This window comes from Salmonella enterica subsp. diarizonae, assembly GCF_008692785.1.
GTDB lineage: Bacteria > Pseudomonadota > Gammaproteobacteria > Enterobacterales > Enterobacteriaceae > Salmonella > Salmonella diarizonae.
In genome coordinates this window covers 525,843-543,026 of sequence record NZ_VXJV01000001.1, presented here as the reverse complement: position 1 = coordinate 543,026, position 17,184 = coordinate 525,843, and the positions used below count along the sequence as shown (strand labels likewise).

Sequence of the window (17,184 nt, the reverse complement as noted above, 5' to 3'; positions counted from 1 at the left end):
TTAGTAAGTGATTCGGGATTAATCAGCGACATCTTTGCTTTTTATCGGAGGCCAGATGGCTGGAAAAATTCGTTACTGATAAATTTCTCACTTTCTTACCGCCTTCCTGCCCCTCGAAATACCTGAAACCTGTGCTCACAGATTAATAGCGATTATTTAATCGTGAAATAACGCTGGGCATTATTGAAGCAGATATCCTGAACCATACGGCTTAGCATCGCTTCATCATCAGGAATCTCTCCGTCCTGCGCCCACTGTCCCAGCAGGTTACAGAGAATACGACGGAAATATTCATGTCGCGTATAAGAAAGGAAACTGCGGGAGTCGGTCAGCATCCCGACAAACTGACTTAACAGTCCCATCTGCGACAGTTGCTCCAGTTGGCGCAGCATCCCGTCTTTCTGATCGTTAAACCACCAGCCGGAACCAAACTGCACTTTTCCGGCAATTCCCGGCCCCTGGAAGTTACCGATCATGGTCGCCAGGACTTCATTATCACGTGGGTTCAGGCAATAGAGGATAGTCTTGGGCAGTTCATTGGTCACATCCATACTGTCGAGCAAACGGGAGAGCGCCCAGCTAATGTTATTATCGCCAATGGAGTCAAAGCCGGTATCCGGCCCCAGCAGGCGGAACATACGGGTATTATTGTTACGGATCGCGCCAATATGTAGCTGCATTACCCAGCCGCGCGCGGCGTACTGACGGCCCAGCCAGACCAGCACCGCCGTGGTAAACTGGGCGATCTCAAGTTCGCTCAGCGTTTCGCCAGCCAGACGTTTGCCAAGAATGGCGTCAAGCTGCGCGTCGTCGGGCACCGGCGCAAATCGCAGCGTTTCAATGCCATGATCGGACGCGCGGCAGCCGCAGGCGGCGAAATGGTCGAGACGGCGAGTGAGCGCCTGACGTAAATCGTCGAAACGGGTAATGCTGACATCTGCCGCCGCTTCCAGTTTCCCCAGGTAATCGACAAAGCCGTCCAGTTCGATTTTGAAAGCTTTGTCGGGGCGCCAGCTTGGCGCGACTTCAATATCAATGCTATCGTCGGCGGCTATCTGGCGGTGATATACCAGAGAATCTATCGGGTCGTCGGTGGTTCCGACCATCCGCACATTCATCTGCTGCATAATACCGCGCGCGGAAAAGGCCGGCGTCGCCAGTTTCTCATTACACTGCGTCCAGATACTTTCCGCGGTATCCGGTCCGAACAGCGTGCCTGTAATGCCAAATGGACGGCGTAGCTCAAGGTGCGTCCAGTGATACAGCGGATTACCCAGCGTTTTCGGTACGGTATTGGCCCAGGCCATATATTTTTCATAATCGCTGGTCTCTTTGCCGGTGATCAGCGACTCATCCACGCCTGCGCTTCGTAGCGCTCGCCATTTATAGTGGTCGCCTTCCAGCCAGATCTGACCGAGGTTATCGAAACGGCGATCGTCGGCGATTTCCTGCGGGCTTAAATGGCAGTGGAAGTCATAAATCGGCATGGGCGCGGCGTATTTATGGTACAGCGTGCGGGCAATGTCGTTTTTAAGTAGAAAATCTTCAGTCATAAACGTAGCCATGATTTATCTCCTTACTCTCCCAGCGCTTCTACTGTGGCCTTCGCGCCGTTCTGCAATAGCTGTTGGTAAGCGTTGGTAACGGCTTGCACAAATTCGCGATTCTTCGGCAGGTCGTTGCCAAAGATAGACTCGATGGCTAGTAGCCCGCGTACGCGTTCTTCCGGCGTCTGATATTGCTGATGAATCGCCTGATACTGCGCGAGCAGCGGATCGACGACATCAATGGTTTTACCTTGTTCATCCACACCGCCGACGTAACGCATCCATCCGGCGACGCCCAGCGTCAGGCGGCGATAGTCATCGCCTTGTTGCAAGTGCAGACGTACCGGGTCCAACAGACGCTGCGGCAGTTTCTGACTGCCATCCATCGCGATCTGCCAGGTGCGGTGTTTCAACGAGGGGTTAGTGAAACGCGCAATCAACAAATTCGCATATCCTTCCAGATCGGTGCCTTCCGGCATCGACAACGTCGGTGCTTGTTCATCAAGCATCAGCGCGAGCGCCGCGCGACGGTAAGCCGGGTTGGTCATGGTATCGGCGATAGTGTCATACCCGCCGAGATAACCCAGATAAGCGAGGAAAGAGTGACTGCCGTTAAGCATACGTAGCTTCATCATTTCAAACGGTACGACGTCTGCAACGAATTGCGCGCCGACGGTATCCCAATCCGGGCGGCCATTCACAAAATTATCTTCGATGACCCACTGGCGGAAGGGTTCGCAGGCGATAGCGCAGGGATCATAAACGCCCAACTGGTCGGCAACCAGTTGTAGCGTCTCTTCGGTCGCCGCCGGAACAATGCGGTCAACCATGGTGCAGGGGAAGGTCACATTGTCGGCAATCCATGCGGCGAGGGCGGCATCACGAGCTTTCGCCAGACCGAGGACGGCAGCCTTCGCGACGTGACCATTCTCGCGCACGTTATCGCACGACAGCACGGTAAAGGCTTTCAGTCCTTTCTCCCGGCGCATGTTTAGCGCTTCGACAATATAGCCAATGGCGGATTTAGGCTGCTGTGGATGGGCAAGATCGTTTTGGATCAGCGGGTTATTGACATCAAGCTCGCCGCTGGCGGGGTCGGTGCAGTAGCCTTTTTCGGTCACGGTTAAGGAGACGATCGCGGTTTCCGGGCGCGCCATTGCCGCCAGAATCCCTGCATGGCCGTCGAATTCAGGGTGCAGCGCTTCTTTCATTGAACCGATAATTTTCAGTTCGGTGCTTTCTGCGCCGCGTTCTGCAACGGTGTACAGCAGATTTTGCGCTTTCAGGTTCGCGATCAGCCGCGCGTCGTTACCCGGCATCAGGTTTACTTCACAAATGCCCCAGTCGCTGTCGCTCTTTTCCAGTAGATGATGGGTAAAGAGCGCCTGGTGCGCGCGGTGAAACGCGCCGCAGCCCAGATGCACAATACGGGATACCAGACGTGATTTGTCCCAGTTTGGGCGGGCGACGGAAACCTGGGCGGTGGCGATATTCTGTTCCATTGCAAACTCCTGTCATTCGACGTCTTCGCCCACGATCTCCGGGGCGAGGCATGTTGCTATTGCATTGAGTAGGGGAAATCGCATGACGCGTCGCGCCATGCGAGAGAAGGTTACTTGCTAAAGAAAGCGCGCTGGATAGCCAGTTCGACACCGCGAACTTCCGCAAGCCCTTTCAGACGGCCAATGGCGGAATAACCCGGATTCGTTTTCTTCTTCAGATCGTCCAGCATTTGATGACCGTGGTCCGGGCGCATCGGGATCAGATCATCGCTACCTTCGGCTTTACGACGGTGCTCTTCTTCTACAATCGCTTTAACGACTTCATACATATCCACATCGCCGTGTAAATGGGCGGCCTCGTGGAAGGTCTTCGGATTCTCTTCGCGCAGCGTAGAGCGCAGATGCGTAAAGTAGATGCGCGGACCAAATTGTTTGATCATATCAACCAGATCGTTGTCGGCGCGCACGCCGTAAGATCCTGTACACATGGTGAAACCGTTCGCCATGCTATTGACGGTGTCTACCATCCATTGCATGTCTTCAATGGTAGAGACAATGCGCGGCAGGCCGAGAATAGGGCGCGGCGGATCGTCAGGGTGAACGGCCATACGCACGCCAACCTCGTCGGCAACCGGAATAATGGCTTTCAGGAAATAGGCGAAATGTTCACGCAGTTTTGCTTTATCGATATCTTTATACGTCGCCAGGTGTTGACGGAACTGATCCAGCGTATAGCCTTCTTCCGCGCCAGGTAAACCGGCAATAATGTTGCGGGTCAGACGCGCTTTGTCTTCCTCGCTCATGGTGGCGAAACGCTGATCTGCCTGAGCAATCTCTTCTGCCGTATAGTCGGCTTCTGCTCCCGGACGCTTCAGGATATGCAGTTCGAACGCGGCGAATTCAATCTGGTCAAAACGCAACGCTTTTGAACCATCCGGCAATACATATTCCAGATCCGTACGTGTCCAGTCCAGCACTGGCATAAAGTTATAGCAAACCGTGTAGATACCGCATTGCGCCAGGTTACGCAGCGTTTGCTGGTAGTTTTTGATCCATAAATCGTACTGACCGGTGTGGGTTTTGATGTCTTCGTGGATAGGTACGCTTTCTACCACAGACCACTCCAGACCCGCCTCTTCAACGATAGCTTTACGTTTCTGGATTTCGTCTACCGACCAAATTTCGCCGTTCGGGATATGGTGTAACGCCGTCACCACGCCGGTTGCGCCAGCCTGGCGTACATCTGACAGCGTTACCGGGTCGTTAGGTCCGTACCAGCGCCAGGTTTGTTTCATATCTCGTTTCCTCTTCTTGCGATAACGTCTTCGTGGTTGACCCATTGCCAGCCAACACCGAAATGTGCTTTGTAAAACCCGTTCTGGCCCCTAAATTCAACCAAAATTTTTCTCATGTCAACCTTATTATTTAAATTGGCTAACCAAATCACAAATATCATCATTTATGGTCTGCCAATTTTATTTATTTGATCTGTGTCAATTTTTGCCGGGTAAAAAGCATTCACCATTCAACTTGAAATGAGTTGATGTATTTATTTCAGAAATATTAATGGCGAGTGTTGCCGCCAGATTTTGACCGGTCCGGATGAGAAAATATTGATTGGTCAACCAATTTGTGTGATTTCAGTTTTCCCGCTACAGGTCAGACGGCGTGGAGATAATGTTTTTTAACGAGGCTTTATCATGAAGATGACAAAATTAAGATGGTGGATTATCGGCCTGGTCTGCGTAGGGACCATCGTAAACTACCTGTCCCGTAGCTCGCTTAGCGTTGCGGCGCCAGCGATGATGAAAGAACTCCATTTTGATGAGCAACAATATTCCTGGGTGGTGAGCGCCTTCCAGCTTTGTTACACCATTGCGCAGCCGATCACCGGCTATTTGATGGATGTCATCGGACTGAAAATCGGCTTCTTTATCTTTGCGTTGTTGTGGTCGCTGATCAACATGGCGCACGCGCTGGCTGGCGGCTGGATAAGCCTGGCATTTCTGCGTGGTCTGATGGGGCTAACCGAAGCGTCGGCGATTCCTGCCGGGATTAAAGCCAGCGCCGAATGGTTCCCGACGAAAGAACGTGGTATTGCGGGGGGCTTGTTTAATATCGGCACCTCGATTGGCGCGATGCTGGCGCCGCCGCTGGTAGTCTGGGCGATGCTGACCTTTGCTGATAGCGGCATCGGTACTGAAATGGCGTTTGTGATTACTGGTGGTATCGGCGTGCTGTTCGCCATCACCTGGTTCCTGATTTATAACTCGCCAAACAAACACCCGTGGATCACCCACAAAGAGCTGCGTTATATCGAAGACGGCCAGGAAAGCTATCTCCAGGATGACAACAAAAAACCGGCCGTTAAAGAGATCGTTAAAAAGCGTAATTTCTGGGCGTTGGCGATCACTCGTTTTCTGGCTGACCCGGCATGGGGAACGCTGAGTTTCTGGATGCCGCTGTATCTGATTAACGTCATGCATCTGCCGTTAAAAGAGATCGCCATGTTTGCCTGGCTGCCGTTCCTGGCGGCGGACTTTGGTTGCGTTGCAGGCGGTTTCCTGGCGAAGTTCTTCATGGAAAAGATGCACATGACCACAATTAATGCGCGTCGTTGTAGCTTTACCATCGGCGCTATTTTGATGATTTCGATCGGTTTTGTCAGTATTACGACTAACCCATACGTCGCCATTGCATTGATGAGTATTGGCGGTTTTGCGCACCAGACGCTTTCTACTGTCGTCATTACCATGAGCGCTGACCTGTTCAAGAAAAATGAGGTCGCGACGGTTGCCGGTCTGGCAGGATCTGCGGCATGGCTGGGACAGTTAAGCTTCAACCTGTTTATGGGGGCGTTGGTCGCTATTATCGGTTACGGCCCGTTCTTCATTGCACTAAGTCTGTTCGATATTATCGGCGCCATCATTCTGTGGGTACTGATTAAAGATCCAGAAAAGCGCCACCCGCAAATGACGGAGCAGCCGCTGGCGTCTCACCGCTAAAGCTGTCTTGGTTTCATAGGCCTGATAAGCGAAGCGCTACCAGGCTCTAACGGCCACCTTCGGGTGGCCGTCTTCATCTTACCTGAGCATAAAATCATACTGGATGCTCATTTTCACATCCCAGTAATTCAGGCGATCGCCCAGCGCGCTACCGTCGCGTTTTTCGCGCCCTTTGTCAGCGGCAAGAAAAATGTTCATGCCCTCTAGCGGCCCCTCTTCAATACGATAATTTATGGCTCCCAGCAGACCCAACCCCTTAATGTGAACAGCGCGCTGGCTGGACTCATAACCGCGCGTGACGACAGGCGCGAACGTCATGGTGAGCTGTGGCGTAACACGGTAATTAACGCCCGCCTGCCAGGACTGCATGCCTTCCCGGTTGCGATCGAGGCTTAAAGAGAAGGGATAACCAATATCGGTATCGACCACCGCGCCGTTCATGGCGTGTTGCAGATAGCCGCCGCTGGCAAACAGGCTGCCCCAGGGGGCGCTCCAGGTAAACTGACCGCTAACCAACCCGGTCTCATTAGGCTGGGTGGATGAACGGCTTAGCCCCTCCAGCCGGGCGTAAAAACCGAGCAGCTCGCCTTTCAGGGCATAACCATCGTCTAGTGGTATCCGTTTTTCAAAGATACCCTGTACCTGACGGGAGACATCGTTTTGCTGCGAGCCGCCTATGGAATAGCGGCTGTTCTCGTCGTGCCAACTGGCGGCGAAAAATGCGCGTGGACGATGATGATCATATTGACCCGTTTTACTGTTGTAGACGCCTTCATTGCGAATACCGGTCGTTGAGTCTGTCCACTGAAAAACGCGGGTACGCCACATTGCCCAGAGCTCTACATTTGGCGTCAGCGCCAGGTAGCCCAGCGCGCCTTCGGAAGCGGTCGGTAGCGTGCGCTGTGAGCTGTTGGCGATGAGCGGAATTCGCCAGGGGAGACTGCCATAACTATAATCGGTGCCAAAACGACCTATTTTTAAGCGGCTATTTTCTGTTGGCTTTATTTTTATTGCGCCAAGCACATAGCCGAAACTCTCGTGTCCGTCTAAGTACCAGCGCGTACTCATATTATCGCGAGCACCGAGTTTATAAACATAATACGCGCTACCCTCGACGCCAATCCGTTGTGAATAATAGCCGCTATTAAAATCAATTAACCCACCCTGGACCCAGGCATAAATATCTCTGCCGGCGCCCGCGCTGGGCTTATCAGCTCTTCGTAACTCATTTTTCAATCTAAAACGTAAGGCGGACTCATCATCAGAAATTTGTAGGGCCAGGGCAGAAGGACAGGCCGCGGCCACGGCTATCGGAATAGCCGCTATCTTCGCGAATTTTTTCATTGTTTAACCTGTTGTATATTATTGTTATCGAAAAGCTATTTATTGAAATCTTTAATAAGTTGTTGCTGTGACTGTTTTCGTTTATCTATCTCCTGAACAATCTCCTTAAATTTATTATCCGTTAATGGGTAAAACCAAATAATAATAAAAGCCAGTAACATAAAGCCGCACGGTATGAGCGATATAGACATCCGGATACCGGTAATGACTTCCGGCGTTTGCGTCTGATTGGCGATATAACCACTTAACCCAAGAATAAAGGCCGGAATAGAACCGCCGATAGCCTGGCCGCATTTACGGGTAAAAGAAAATAGCGAGTAAGTCAGGCCTTCTATGCGCACGCCCGTGAGATATTCGCCGTACTCCACGGTATCCGCCTCCAGCGCCCACATTACCGTCATGGTGATCCCCTGGCCAATAGCGGCAATCGCCAGAGCGGTTAAGGCCACGGGCACTGAATGGTCAGACATATAAAAGAAAAGTAAATACCCAAGGGTGCCCATTAAGGCGCCCGCCAGGAAGGTGTTCTTCTTACCTATCTTCGCTACCAGACGGGGAACCAGAGGTGCAGACGCCACAGAACCTACCAGCATTTGTACCAGCACGATAACCGAGAAAAGGGCGGTATCATTCAAAACATAGCGTACATAGAACAGTGACGATGCGCTGACGGCGAAGGTCGAGATCAGAATGCATAGCGCGCCGGTACAAAGCATAATTAGCGGGCGGTTCTGTTTAAGCGTTTGCAGACTGATTTTTAACGATGGCTGCGCGACGATACGCACCACGTTTTCGCGGGTAGATTTAAAACAGATGAAATACAGCGCCATACCGGCAATGGCCAGAATAATGGTCCAGAAGAGGTAGACCGACGCCATTTCTGTCGGGCTGGAATGAGTAATACGCGGCCCGATCAGGAAGGCCAGACAGACAAACGTTAGCGAGGCCGCAATACTGCGCGCCGCGCCGAGACGGGCGCGCGAACGCGGTTCCTGAGTCATTGCCGTCGCCAGCGATCCATAGGGAATATTGACCATGCTATAGCAGAACCCAAGTCCCATATAGGTGAGATATGCGTAAATAACTTTGCTGCTATGGCTCCACTCTGTCGGGACGCAGAAGACCAGTACGCTAAACAGCATTAACGGCGCCGATCCGAACAGCAGGAACGGGCGAAATTTCCCCCAGCGGGTATTGACGCTATCTACTATGCGTCCCGCCACCACATCGGCGAAGGCGTCAAATATGCGTACCAGTAAGAGCATCGTACCGGCAGCGGCGGCACCGACGCCTGCGACGTCGGTGTAATAACTTAGCAGGAATAGCGCCCCCATGGCGAAGGCGAAATTATTGGCGACATCACCCAGGCTGTAGCCTACGATAGCGCGCCAGGAAAGCGGCTGGTTCATGATTTCTCTCCCTGCTGTGGCTTTTCGCCGAAGGTCATACCGGTCCAGCGTTTTTGCAGTATAAAGGCCGCCGATTTTGGTCTTCTGTCGCGGGTAAAAATCCCTTTTCGATTACCGCCGACGCGCATAATGCCCTGTGAAGTCGCGAAATCGGCAAAGTTCCAGACCTGCTCGCCGACAACGGCGCTTACGCGATCGAATACCCGGTGATACATCTCCAGCCAGGCGCACTGGTATTCTTCGCTCCACATGTCGCTGTACACCGAATGCAGCCCTGCCAGCGTATCGACGCCATATTCCGTCATGATGATGGGGCGGTGGAGTTTCTCCTGCCAGGCCAGTAACTCTTTCTCCAGCACTTTTTCTGCTTTCGCAAGATCGCCGCTTTGTACATACCAACCGTAATAGCGGTTCAGGCATACCACATCGAAGAGGTCGGTGATGGTGTCGGTTTCCACATCACAGAACATGACGTTCACGCAGGTTATAGGGCGGGTCGGGTCCAGTTCGCGCGTGGCCTGCGCCAGTGGCGCAAAATAGTCTCTGGCGCCTTCTGGACGGGTATCCGGCTCATTCGCGATACTCCACATCACCACGCTGGGATGGTTTTTATCACGGGCGATCAATTCCTGAATAGCCTTGAGATGCGCCCGCTGTGTTTCATCATTGACGCCTTCCTCGCTGTATAGCGCCTTCGGTTTTTCGCAGGAATCAAAGCCGATACCTAAAGAGAGATTGAAACCAACGGCTGCGGTTTCATCAATGACGACAATGCCATGCTCATCCGCCCAGTCGAGCATCTCTTCGGCGTACGGATAGTGCGACGTGCGATAAGAGTTGGCGCCAATCCACGACATTAGCGCGTGATCGTGTACCATCAGCACGTTATCAAATCCTTTCCCTCGTAGATCGGCATCTTCATGGCGACCGAAGCCGGTAAAATAAAAAGGTTTATGATTTATCAGAAACTGTTCGCCTTTTACCGCTACGCTACGGATTCCTACCCGAAGCGGATAGTCATCACGTTCGCTCTGATGCTGTGCGATAACCCGCAGCTCGTACAGGTATCCTTCGCCCGGTTGCCATAAGCGCGGCGCCGCTATCTGTAATTCGCCCTTTGCCCCTTCGCCGTAGGCGACAATATGCTGCCCGGCATCCCGCAGTTCTACGCGTACTTCACCGTTGGCCTCCACCCGCCAGCTCAGCGTGGCCCGGGAGAGATCGTTCGCAATCTCCGTCGTCACCGTAATATCCTGAACAAACGTTTTTGGCGTGGTGTAGAGCATGACGCTACGGTGGATACCGGCGTAATTAAAGAAATCATGGAAGTATGATTGCTGCCTTTTCCCCGTTTCATCACGGGTCACCACCCCCGGAGGGATAGTCTGCCAGCTCAGCTCGTTATTGACGCATACCGTGATACGTATGCTCTCTCCGGCTGCCGCCAGGTGGCTGATATCCGCTTCGAAAGGCGTATAGCCTCCCTGATGTTCCATCACTGCGTGGTCATTTACCCATACCTTTCCATAATGCGTGACGGCATCAAAACGTAGAACGATGCGTTGATGCTCCCAGCCTTTGGGGATGCGGACGTTGAGCTGATACCAGACATTGCCGACATAGTTGCGGATCTCTGCATCGGCAAACTGATCGTTATAACTACCCGGTACGGCGATGGCGCGGCTTTGGGGGAGCGGTTGTCGCCACCATTGTTGCGCGATACCGCAATCGTCTGCATCCGTGCAAAACGACCACAGTCCATCAAGTTTTTTGATTTCGCGGCTCTGGGTTTCTACGGGACGTAACATTGTTTACTCCTTAATCCTGATGAATTTCCATTGGTCAACCAGCAATAAAAACAAGTTAACCAGTTGTCTGGGGCAATAGTTATCACGCAGCGATCGAGAGAGAAAATGCAGAAAGGAAGGATCTTAAGGCGGATCAAAAAAAGCAGGATTGCAACCTGATTTTTGTGTCTTTTGTCACATAAAACCATTTTCATCCGTTGACATATGGCAAAAAATGTTCAATCGAACGTTCGTTCTGTTGTTTTTTATACAGGAAGTGAGAGGGGGGGCGGGAGGGATATCATGAGGATCAAAGAAAATAGGATGAAGAGTAGGCGCCTGAAGTGCGCCCGGGTACACTGCCACCACGCAGAGTGAAAAATGGGTCAACGTAATGGAGAATAAACTTACCGAACCACTACCGACGCGGATGCGAATTTTACGCGCCGCCAGGCAGTGTTTTGCTGAAAACGGTTTTCACAGTACATCAATGAAAACGATCTGTAAGGCCAGCGACATGAGCCCCGGCACACTCTATCATCACTTCCCTTCTAAAGAGGCCCTGATTGAAGCCATTATTTTAGAAGATCAGGAAAGAGCACTAACCCATTTTCGTGAGCCGCTGGAAGGCGTTGGGCTGGTGGATTATCTGGTGGAGTCAACTATTGCCGTCACGCGTGAAGACTACGCGCAGCGGGCGTTGGTCGTAGAGATTATGGCTGAAGGGATGCGTAATCCTCAGGTCGCGGAAATGCTAACCAATAAATACCACACCATTATCGCCTCGCTGGTTGCACGTTTTAACGATGCGCAGGCGAAGGGGGAAATTGGCGCCGATGTGGATAAAGAAATGGCGGCAAGGCTATTATTAGCTATCACATATGGTGTTTTATCGGATTGCAGCTCTGCTGAGAATGCCCGGCACGTCAGTTTTGCGACGACGTTAAGAACTATGTTAACCGGGCTACTAAAATGCAACTCTGCAAGCTAGTTTTCGGCAAAAATACGCGTTCGTTTTATACGAGCGCGTTATCATTTAGTTTGCCTGGTTATTTTCAGATGCTGAAAATAATATTGTGGTAAGGGTTATTGTTTTCCGCCAGGATTTTTATCGACTCTCTAACTCGCTGCGTTAATCGATAACGTACCCTTTATGTAAATAAAGGCTCAATACTTCTACTTTTTTACTCCATAAATTTTGCGCAGCCTCACAAAAAATAGCCTGACGTTGAAATGCTTATTCCATAATATCCTCTATACACTATACGTTAATTTGGATTTAAATTTCATGTCGGGGATATCACGATGACACGCAATTTTACTGTTTCAGCCTGTCAGTATATTGTTACTGAAATAAACACTTTTGAAGATTTCATAACAAAGGTAAGAGCACTCCTTAATAAAAGTAAGGGTGCTGATGTCGTTATCTTCCCGGAACTATTTACCATTGAATTATTCACACTATTGAAAAAATGGCAAGAAAGACCAATTTCACACCTTATTTTAATTGAACAGTTCACGGATGCCTATAAGCAGCTTTTTCAACAGGAAGCGAAAGAAAGAGGACAGTTTATCGTTGCCGGCTCTCATCTGGAGCAGACCGGGGCAGATCGATATGAAAATGTTGCGCATATATGGGGACCCGATGGTGAACATTATTCCCACAGTAAGACGCATATCTTCCCGGCTGAACGTGGCTGGTATACTCAGGAAGGCGATAAAATGGCTGTTTTTCAACTGCCATTTGCCAGAGTGGGTTTTAATATTTGCTATGAAGCAGAAATTCCGGAGTGTGCCGCGACACTGGCGGAGCAGGGCGTGGAGTTAATTTTAACGCCTTCCGCCACGTTTACTGAACAGGGATTTTGGCGAGTCAGGCATTGTTGCCATTCACGTTGTATTGAAAATCAAATTTACCTTGTCCACTGTTGCCTGGGCGGAAATCCTGGCGGACCATTGCCTGCCTGCTGGGCCCGAAGTTCAATTTTAAGCCCCTGTGATGTCGTGTGGAAAAATCCACAAGGTATTATTGCAGAGGCGCACGTCAATAAAGAGGATGTCATCTCAGGAGAAATTAACCTCGATATTCTATATGAAAATAGACTTGAGGGAGCAGCAACAACGTTCAAGGACAGACGCAGAAAAGCAGGCATATACAATATCTGGCCATCACACATTAAATAACAAAATGTGTCCCTTCTATGTATTAACTGGAGGTCGTTATGGGATATTTAAAATTACCTGAGGGTAAAAGGATTGCGGTTAATCTTGGTGTCGATGTTGATGCTCAGTCTTTATGGCTTGGCGGATTTAATCGACCATCGCCATCCTTTATGTCACGTGGGGAGTTTGGTGCGCAAGTTGGCGTGCCGAGGCTTCTGAAATTGTTCAAAGAAAATAATATCAGAACCACCTTTTTTATTCCCGGACACTCTGTCGACACCTTCCCGGAAATCAGTAAAGCGATTTTTGATGCCGGGCATGAAATCGCTCACCATGGCTACTATCATGAAAACCCGACGCTGGTGAATCGTGACACAGAACGCCGACTTATGGATCTGGCATTCGCCTGTTATAAAAGACATTTCGGCATACGTCCTGCGGGATATCGTTCTCCCTATTGGGATTATAGCGAGAATACGCTGGATCTTCTGGAGGAAGCCGGTTTTATATATGACAGTAGCCTGATGGCGAGAGATCTTGTGCCTTACCATCCTCAGCGTTGGCAGGTGAATTGGGAGACGGGAAATATCGCAGGCCCAGCTAGCGCGATTCTGGAAATTCCTGTCAGTTGGTATCTGGATGACTTTCCCGCACTGGCGTATACCGGCAACCAGGAGGGGATGAGCGATACTGATGGTGTTCTGCGACGCTGGAAGGATATTTTTACCTATGCTTATAACCATCAGGAAAAAGGTTTATATGCGATGGCTCTTCATCCGCAGATAATCGGTCATGGGCATCATATGATGATGTTGTCACGTTTGATTGAACATATTAAAGGGCATGATGGCGTATGGTTTGCAACCTGTGAAGAGATAGCCCGTGTGTGGGTGGATGATGAAGAAGATCGTCAAAAAATGCTCCGTCCTGATGTTCGTGGCGTAGCGCCGGTTCCGGATGATTATGGCTGGCCTGGTAAATGATACCGCCTCATGACAATGTTAATAATATCAGCCGGGTAACGGATTACCCGGACAGAAGTTGTCTGTTTGCTCGCTCGTTAATTAATATTGTCCATCAGAAAGGGCTGCTATCCTGAGGCGTATAAAATTCTTTTTTATTTCAGTAAAAGCGTTAATTAACTGGAATGATTTGTTTTTTGATTTAAATCATTTTTTAGTGTATGCAGTAAAATAAAAAATTAAGAAAATAACATTCATAATGTGAATATTCAGAAAAATAAAATTTCCATAGTGATTAAGTTTTATTTAACGCTTTGATTTTTAATATTTTGTATGTGTTAATTGATGTGAGTCAATTTGGCGGTTTTTTATTGAATAAGTAAAAATTAAGTTGATATTTGTTTTTTGATGTGTTTTTTATATATGGCTGGTTATTATTCTGAAATGTCGATTTTTGAATAACGACGCTGTGATACCGGCGCCAGGGATACTTTGCGATAAAAGGGATTGAATATGGCAGAGAGCATTCAGTATAACCTCAATTGTATTTGGCCACTGTGGGTCAAAATCATCTTTGACGTTGCAATCGGCGGAATAACGTTCATTAGACGCGGGTAAACGTTAGCAAAACCTCTGTAAACCTGACGCTTTTCACGCTGTGTTTTTTGGTCGCTGCGCTTTTAATGAGAGTGACAAGAGTTAGCCGCCTGTATTCGTCTGGCCGCTGAACTGCCACCTGATCAACAAGGAGATAAATCATGGATGCGATTTTTTTAAAGCTCGACAATATCAAAGGCGAAAGCCAGGCTGAAGGCTTTGAAGATCAGATAGAGATCATGTCTTATAGTCACAATGTGGCAATGCAGGTAAGTAACGATGTTAGCCTCGCCGAGCGGACTTCCGGGCGCGCGCATGTTGGTGAAATGTCGCTCACCAAATTTGTCGACCTCGCCACGCCTGTGCTCAATGAGTACTGCTGTAGCGGGAGGCTAATTAGAACAGCGGTGCTGACGTTGTGCCGCAATGACGACGGCAAAATGCGGTCGCTTATCGTTTATACCCTGACAAACGCGCTGATATCACAACTCAGTGTTAGCGGCGGCGCCGGCGGTAAGCCGGTGGAAACGATGTCGCTGAACTTCACGAAAATCGAATGGCAAATCACTGCCGAGAAATCAGACGGCGCTCAACAGGAGTCCAGATCGTCAGTATGGGATCTGGCGATGGACCAGAAATGATGATGACGCCAGCCATTCCGGTCGCGCTATTCGACAGGCTCTTGGTTGAGGGGATAAGCCCACATGAATTGGTACGCCGCAAGTTAATGTGTTTATTCAATTCTTGCGCTGTGGCAGGTGGCGAGACGTTACCGCCGCTGCTCACTCGGGGTATGCCGGAATGGCACGAGGTAAATGTGGGTGATAAACGGGTTCTCAACTGGTTTTGCCGTGAACTTCGCGCTGCTATTTTACGTTATGAACCGAGAATCAACATGCTGAAAGTCAGTGTAAAAGATGCCCATCATCAGACGCTGGCGTTGTCTTTGGAAGCGATGTTACAGGATGAGCCTGAACCGTTAAGGCTGGAGATAGCCTACTCTAACGGTAGATGGCGCGAGTTAACGCAGGAAGGAACGCCGGGCCGGGCGTTTAACATTACCCACAAGCAATAAAACGCAGCGAGCGAACCTGATAATCAGGCAGGCAGTCCGCCTTTCGGTATGGCCGATCTGCCTGCATCATTTTCAGCGCACTATTGACGCTAATAGAACGTCGATTCGTTTAATATTGCTACGAGAACATATAACATTTTCATGATTGTTAATAACGGACCATGACCGATTTAAGTTCGGTATAGTCATCAATAAACGCGCTACCAAATTCACGGCCAATACCCGATCCTTTCATCCCTCCAAAGGGTACCGCTGGATCGAGAAAGGTATGCATATTTACCCACACCATGCCAGCATCAATATCTTCAGCGTAGCGTAATGCCTTACAAATATTTTCCGACCACACACTTGCTGCAAGACCAAATGGCGAAGCGTTGATATGCGAAAGCGCCTCTTTTTCATTCTGATAACCGATAAAACTACAGACAGGGCCAAAGGTCTCTTCGTGCATCAATGTACTGTTTTTACTACGCACTTTTACCGCCGTCGGCTGTAAAAAGTACCCTTCGCCGGGTAAAGTTTCACCGCCGTAAACAATAGTATCCCCTTCTTCCCGTGCGAGTTGAATCAGACGCAACACTTTTTCAAACTGAATCTGATTCGCCAGCGGGCCCATCACCGTTTTTTCATCTAAAGGCGAGCCGGGCGCGATCTCCGATAACCGTTGTCTGAGGAGCGTCATAACCGTATCCAGTTTTTCCTGGGGCAGATAAAAACGCTCTGCGGCCGCACAAATCTGTCCTTGATTCAGATAACCGGCTTCAAGAATACCGTTGACCATGGCTTGTGCCGTGAGATCATTGAGAAACAGCGCCGCATTTTTCCCTCCCAGTTCGAGGGTAACGCGTTTTCCTGACGATATTGCCGAACGCTGGACTTTCTCACCTGTCGCCACTGACCCTGTGAAACTAACTTTGGCGCAATCTGGATGCGCGATCAGCTGTTGCGCTATCTCACCGCCAACACCGTTTACCACGTTAATCACGCCATCAGGGAGACCCGCCTCTTTAGCCAGTTCAGCGACTCGCAACAGTGTCAGCGGGGTATATTCACTTGGTTTGATGACGATGGTGCAGCCACATACCAGCGCTGCGGCCAGCTTCCAGATAGCAATCATAATTGAGAAATTCCACGGCACGATACCGACGACCACGCCAATGGGTTGACGTTGGGTAAACGCTGTGTATCTCTCTTCCCCTATTGATGGCAGTGAGACATCCAGCGTTTCACCGGTTATTTTTCCTGCCCAACCGGCAAAGTAACGCAGGAATGCCACTGACTGATCGAGTTCAAGACCGCGCGACAGCATAATCGTTTTACCTGAACACACGCTTTCCAGTTGAGCTAACTCTTCACGATGAGCGGCAAGAGTATCAGCCAGTTTCAGCAGTAATGCGCCGCGTTGTAACGTTGGCATTTTACGCCAGACATCAAACGCCTGTCTGGCGCTCTGCATGGCCTGTTCTGCCTGCGCAGGAGTTGCCGACACAACGTCGGCAATGATTTTGCCGGTGGCTGGGTTAGTGACCGAAAAGTTCGTGCCGTTTCCGGCCTGACGTTCACCTGCAATAAATTGCCCGTGTCGTTGGCGTAAAAAAGTGGTTACTTCGGCAAGTAATGTCACATCGCTCATCAGAAGTGCCTGTAGGTCAGGAATGTACGTTTTTCCATCCCAACATACTTGCCTGGAAATGAATATCGTTCCAAAGAACGTCATTCTTCCGGACGATATTTTGTAAAACGTTACCGTGCTGTGATAGCGGTCTTAGTCAAGCGTGATGACAAGGTAACGC

The 17,184-nt window shown here is 50.0% G+C and carries 13 protein-coding genes; 6 read left to right on the top strand and 7 right to left on the bottom strand.

The window, feature by feature from the left end:
• Window positions 1-152 precede the first annotated feature (152 nt).
• From uxaC to uxuA, 3 genes are all read right to left on the bottom strand, one after another.
• Window positions 153-1,565 carry a glucuronate isomerase gene (gene uxaC / locus F4V72_RS02630; protein WP_023248537.1) on the bottom strand — a complete coding sequence of 471 codons (1,413 nt, stop codon included), beginning with the start codon at window positions 1,563-1,565 and terminating at the stop codon, window positions 153-155.
• Window positions 1,566-1,576: 11 nt separating this feature from the next.
• Complete coding sequence (locus tag F4V72_RS02625; RefSeq protein WP_079817064.1) at window positions 1,577-3,049, bottom strand: fructuronate reductase; 1,473 nt, start codon at window positions 3,047-3,049, stop codon at window positions 1,577-1,579.
• Between the two features lie 110 nt (window positions 3,050-3,159).
• Window positions 3,160-4,344, bottom strand: coding sequence for a mannonate dehydratase (uxuA, locus tag F4V72_RS02620; RefSeq protein ID WP_023248535.1), 1,185 nt, complete (start codon window positions 4,342-4,344; stop codon window positions 3,160-3,162).
• A gap of 405 nt (window positions 4,345-4,749) precedes the next feature.
• Here uxuA and F4V72_RS02615 point away from each other — a divergent pair, with 405 nt between their 5' ends.
• Window positions 4,750-6,054, top strand: a complete 1,305-nt coding sequence (locus tag F4V72_RS02615) for an MFS transporter (protein WP_023248533.1) — start codon at window positions 4,750-4,752, stop codon at window positions 6,052-6,054.
• Between the two features lie 78 nt (window positions 6,055-6,132).
• On the opposite strand, the gene uidC is transcribed toward F4V72_RS02615, so the two are convergent.
• The 3 genes from uidC to uidA are packed head-to-tail and all read right to left on the bottom strand — an operon-like array spanning window position 6,133 to window position 10,615.
• Window positions 6,133-7,398: a glucuronide uptake porin UidC gene (gene uidC / locus F4V72_RS02610; RefSeq protein ID WP_053528741.1), complete on the bottom strand. Its 1,266-nt coding sequence runs from the start codon at window positions 7,396-7,398 to the stop codon at window positions 6,133-6,135.
• Between the two features lie 35 nt (window positions 7,399-7,433).
• Window positions 7,434-8,807: a glucuronide transporter gene (gene uidB / locus F4V72_RS02605; protein ID WP_023248531.1), complete on the bottom strand. Its 1,374-nt coding sequence runs from the start codon at window positions 8,805-8,807 to the stop codon at window positions 7,434-7,436.
• Window positions 8,804-10,615, bottom strand: a complete 1,812-nt coding sequence (uidA, locus tag F4V72_RS02600; protein WP_070801625.1) for a beta-glucuronidase — start codon at window positions 10,613-10,615, stop codon at window positions 8,804-8,806. The genes uidB and uidA overlap by 4 nt, the downstream gene beginning before the upstream one ends.
• A 373-nt stretch (window positions 10,616-10,988) precedes the next feature.
• Here uidA and F4V72_RS02595 point away from each other — a divergent pair, with 373 nt between their 5' ends.
• From F4V72_RS02595 to iraD, 5 genes are all read left to right on the top strand, one after another.
• Complete coding sequence (locus F4V72_RS02595) at window positions 10,989-11,585, top strand: TetR/AcrR family transcriptional regulator (protein ID WP_053528739.1); 597 nt, start codon at window positions 10,989-10,991, stop codon at window positions 11,583-11,585.
• 314 nt (window positions 11,586-11,899) lie between these two features.
• A complete protein-coding gene (locus F4V72_RS02590) occupies window positions 11,900-12,778 on the top strand; it encodes a carbon-nitrogen hydrolase family protein (protein ID WP_023247078.1) in 879 nt (292 codons plus the stop codon).
• 38 nt (window positions 12,779-12,816) lie between these two features.
• Entirely contained in the window at window positions 12,817-13,740 is a 924-nt protein-coding gene (locus F4V72_RS02585) for a polysaccharide deacetylase family protein (protein ID WP_053508179.1), read from the top strand.
• Window positions 13,741-14,477: 737 nt separating this feature from the next.
• Window positions 14,478-14,957 carry an Hcp family type VI secretion system effector gene (locus F4V72_RS02580; protein ID WP_053528738.1) on the top strand — a complete coding sequence of 160 codons (480 nt, stop codon included), beginning with the start codon at window positions 14,478-14,480 and terminating at the stop codon, window positions 14,955-14,957.
• Complete coding sequence (gene iraD / locus F4V72_RS02575; protein ID WP_070804389.1) at window positions 14,957-15,391, top strand: anti-adapter protein IraD; 435 nt, start codon at window positions 14,957-14,959, stop codon at window positions 15,389-15,391. The genes F4V72_RS02580 and iraD overlap by 1 nt, the downstream gene beginning before the upstream one ends.
• Before the next feature lie 148 nt (window positions 15,392-15,539).
• On the opposite strand, the gene F4V72_RS02570 is transcribed toward iraD, so the two are convergent.
• Window positions 15,540-17,024 carry an aldehyde dehydrogenase family protein gene (locus F4V72_RS02570; RefSeq protein WP_079796059.1) on the bottom strand — a complete coding sequence of 495 codons (1,485 nt, stop codon included), beginning with the start codon at window positions 17,022-17,024 and terminating at the stop codon, window positions 15,540-15,542.
• Between the last annotated feature and the right edge of the window lie 160 nt (window positions 17,025-17,184).

What these genes read in the sequence shown, in the direction of transcription:
- uxaC (WP_023248537.1), bottom strand. Translation starts at nt 1,565, where the DNA reads ATGGCTACGTTTATGACTGAAGATTTTCTACTTAAAAACGACATTGCC.
- F4V72_RS02625 (WP_079817064.1), bottom strand. Translation starts at nt 3,049, where the DNA reads ATGGAACAGAATATCGCCACCGCCCAGGTTTCCGTCGCCCGCCCAAAC.
- uxuA (WP_023248535.1), bottom strand. Translation starts at nt 4,344, where the DNA reads ATGAAACAAACCTGGCGCTGGTACGGACCTAACGACCCGGTAACGCTG.
- F4V72_RS02615 (WP_023248533.1), top strand. Translation starts at nt 4,750, where the DNA reads ATGAAGATGACAAAATTAAGATGGTGGATTATCGGCCTGGTCTGCGTA.
- uidC (WP_053528741.1), bottom strand. Translation starts at nt 7,398, where the DNA reads ATGAAAAAATTCGCGAAGATAGCGGCTATTCCGATAGCCGTGGCCGCG.
- uidB (WP_023248531.1), bottom strand. Translation starts at nt 8,807, where the DNA reads ATGAACCAGCCGCTTTCCTGGCGCGCTATCGTAGGCTACAGCCTGGGT.
- uidA (WP_070801625.1), bottom strand. Translation starts at nt 10,615, where the DNA reads ATGTTACGTCCCGTAGAAACCCAGAGCCGCGAAATCAAAAAACTTGAT.
- F4V72_RS02595 (WP_053528739.1), top strand. Translation starts at nt 10,989, where the DNA reads ATGGAGAATAAACTTACCGAACCACTACCGACGCGGATGCGAATTTTA.
- F4V72_RS02590 (WP_023247078.1), top strand. Translation starts at nt 11,900, where the DNA reads ATGACACGCAATTTTACTGTTTCAGCCTGTCAGTATATTGTTACTGAA.
- F4V72_RS02585 (WP_053508179.1), top strand. Translation starts at nt 12,817, where the DNA reads ATGGGATATTTAAAATTACCTGAGGGTAAAAGGATTGCGGTTAATCTT.
- F4V72_RS02580 (WP_053528738.1), top strand. Translation starts at nt 14,478, where the DNA reads ATGGATGCGATTTTTTTAAAGCTCGACAATATCAAAGGCGAAAGCCAG.
- iraD (WP_070804389.1), top strand. Translation starts at nt 14,957, where the DNA reads ATGATGACGCCAGCCATTCCGGTCGCGCTATTCGACAGGCTCTTGGTT.
- F4V72_RS02570 (WP_079796059.1), bottom strand. Translation starts at nt 17,024, where the DNA reads ATGAGCGATGTGACATTACTTGCCGAAGTAACCACTTTTTTACGCCAA.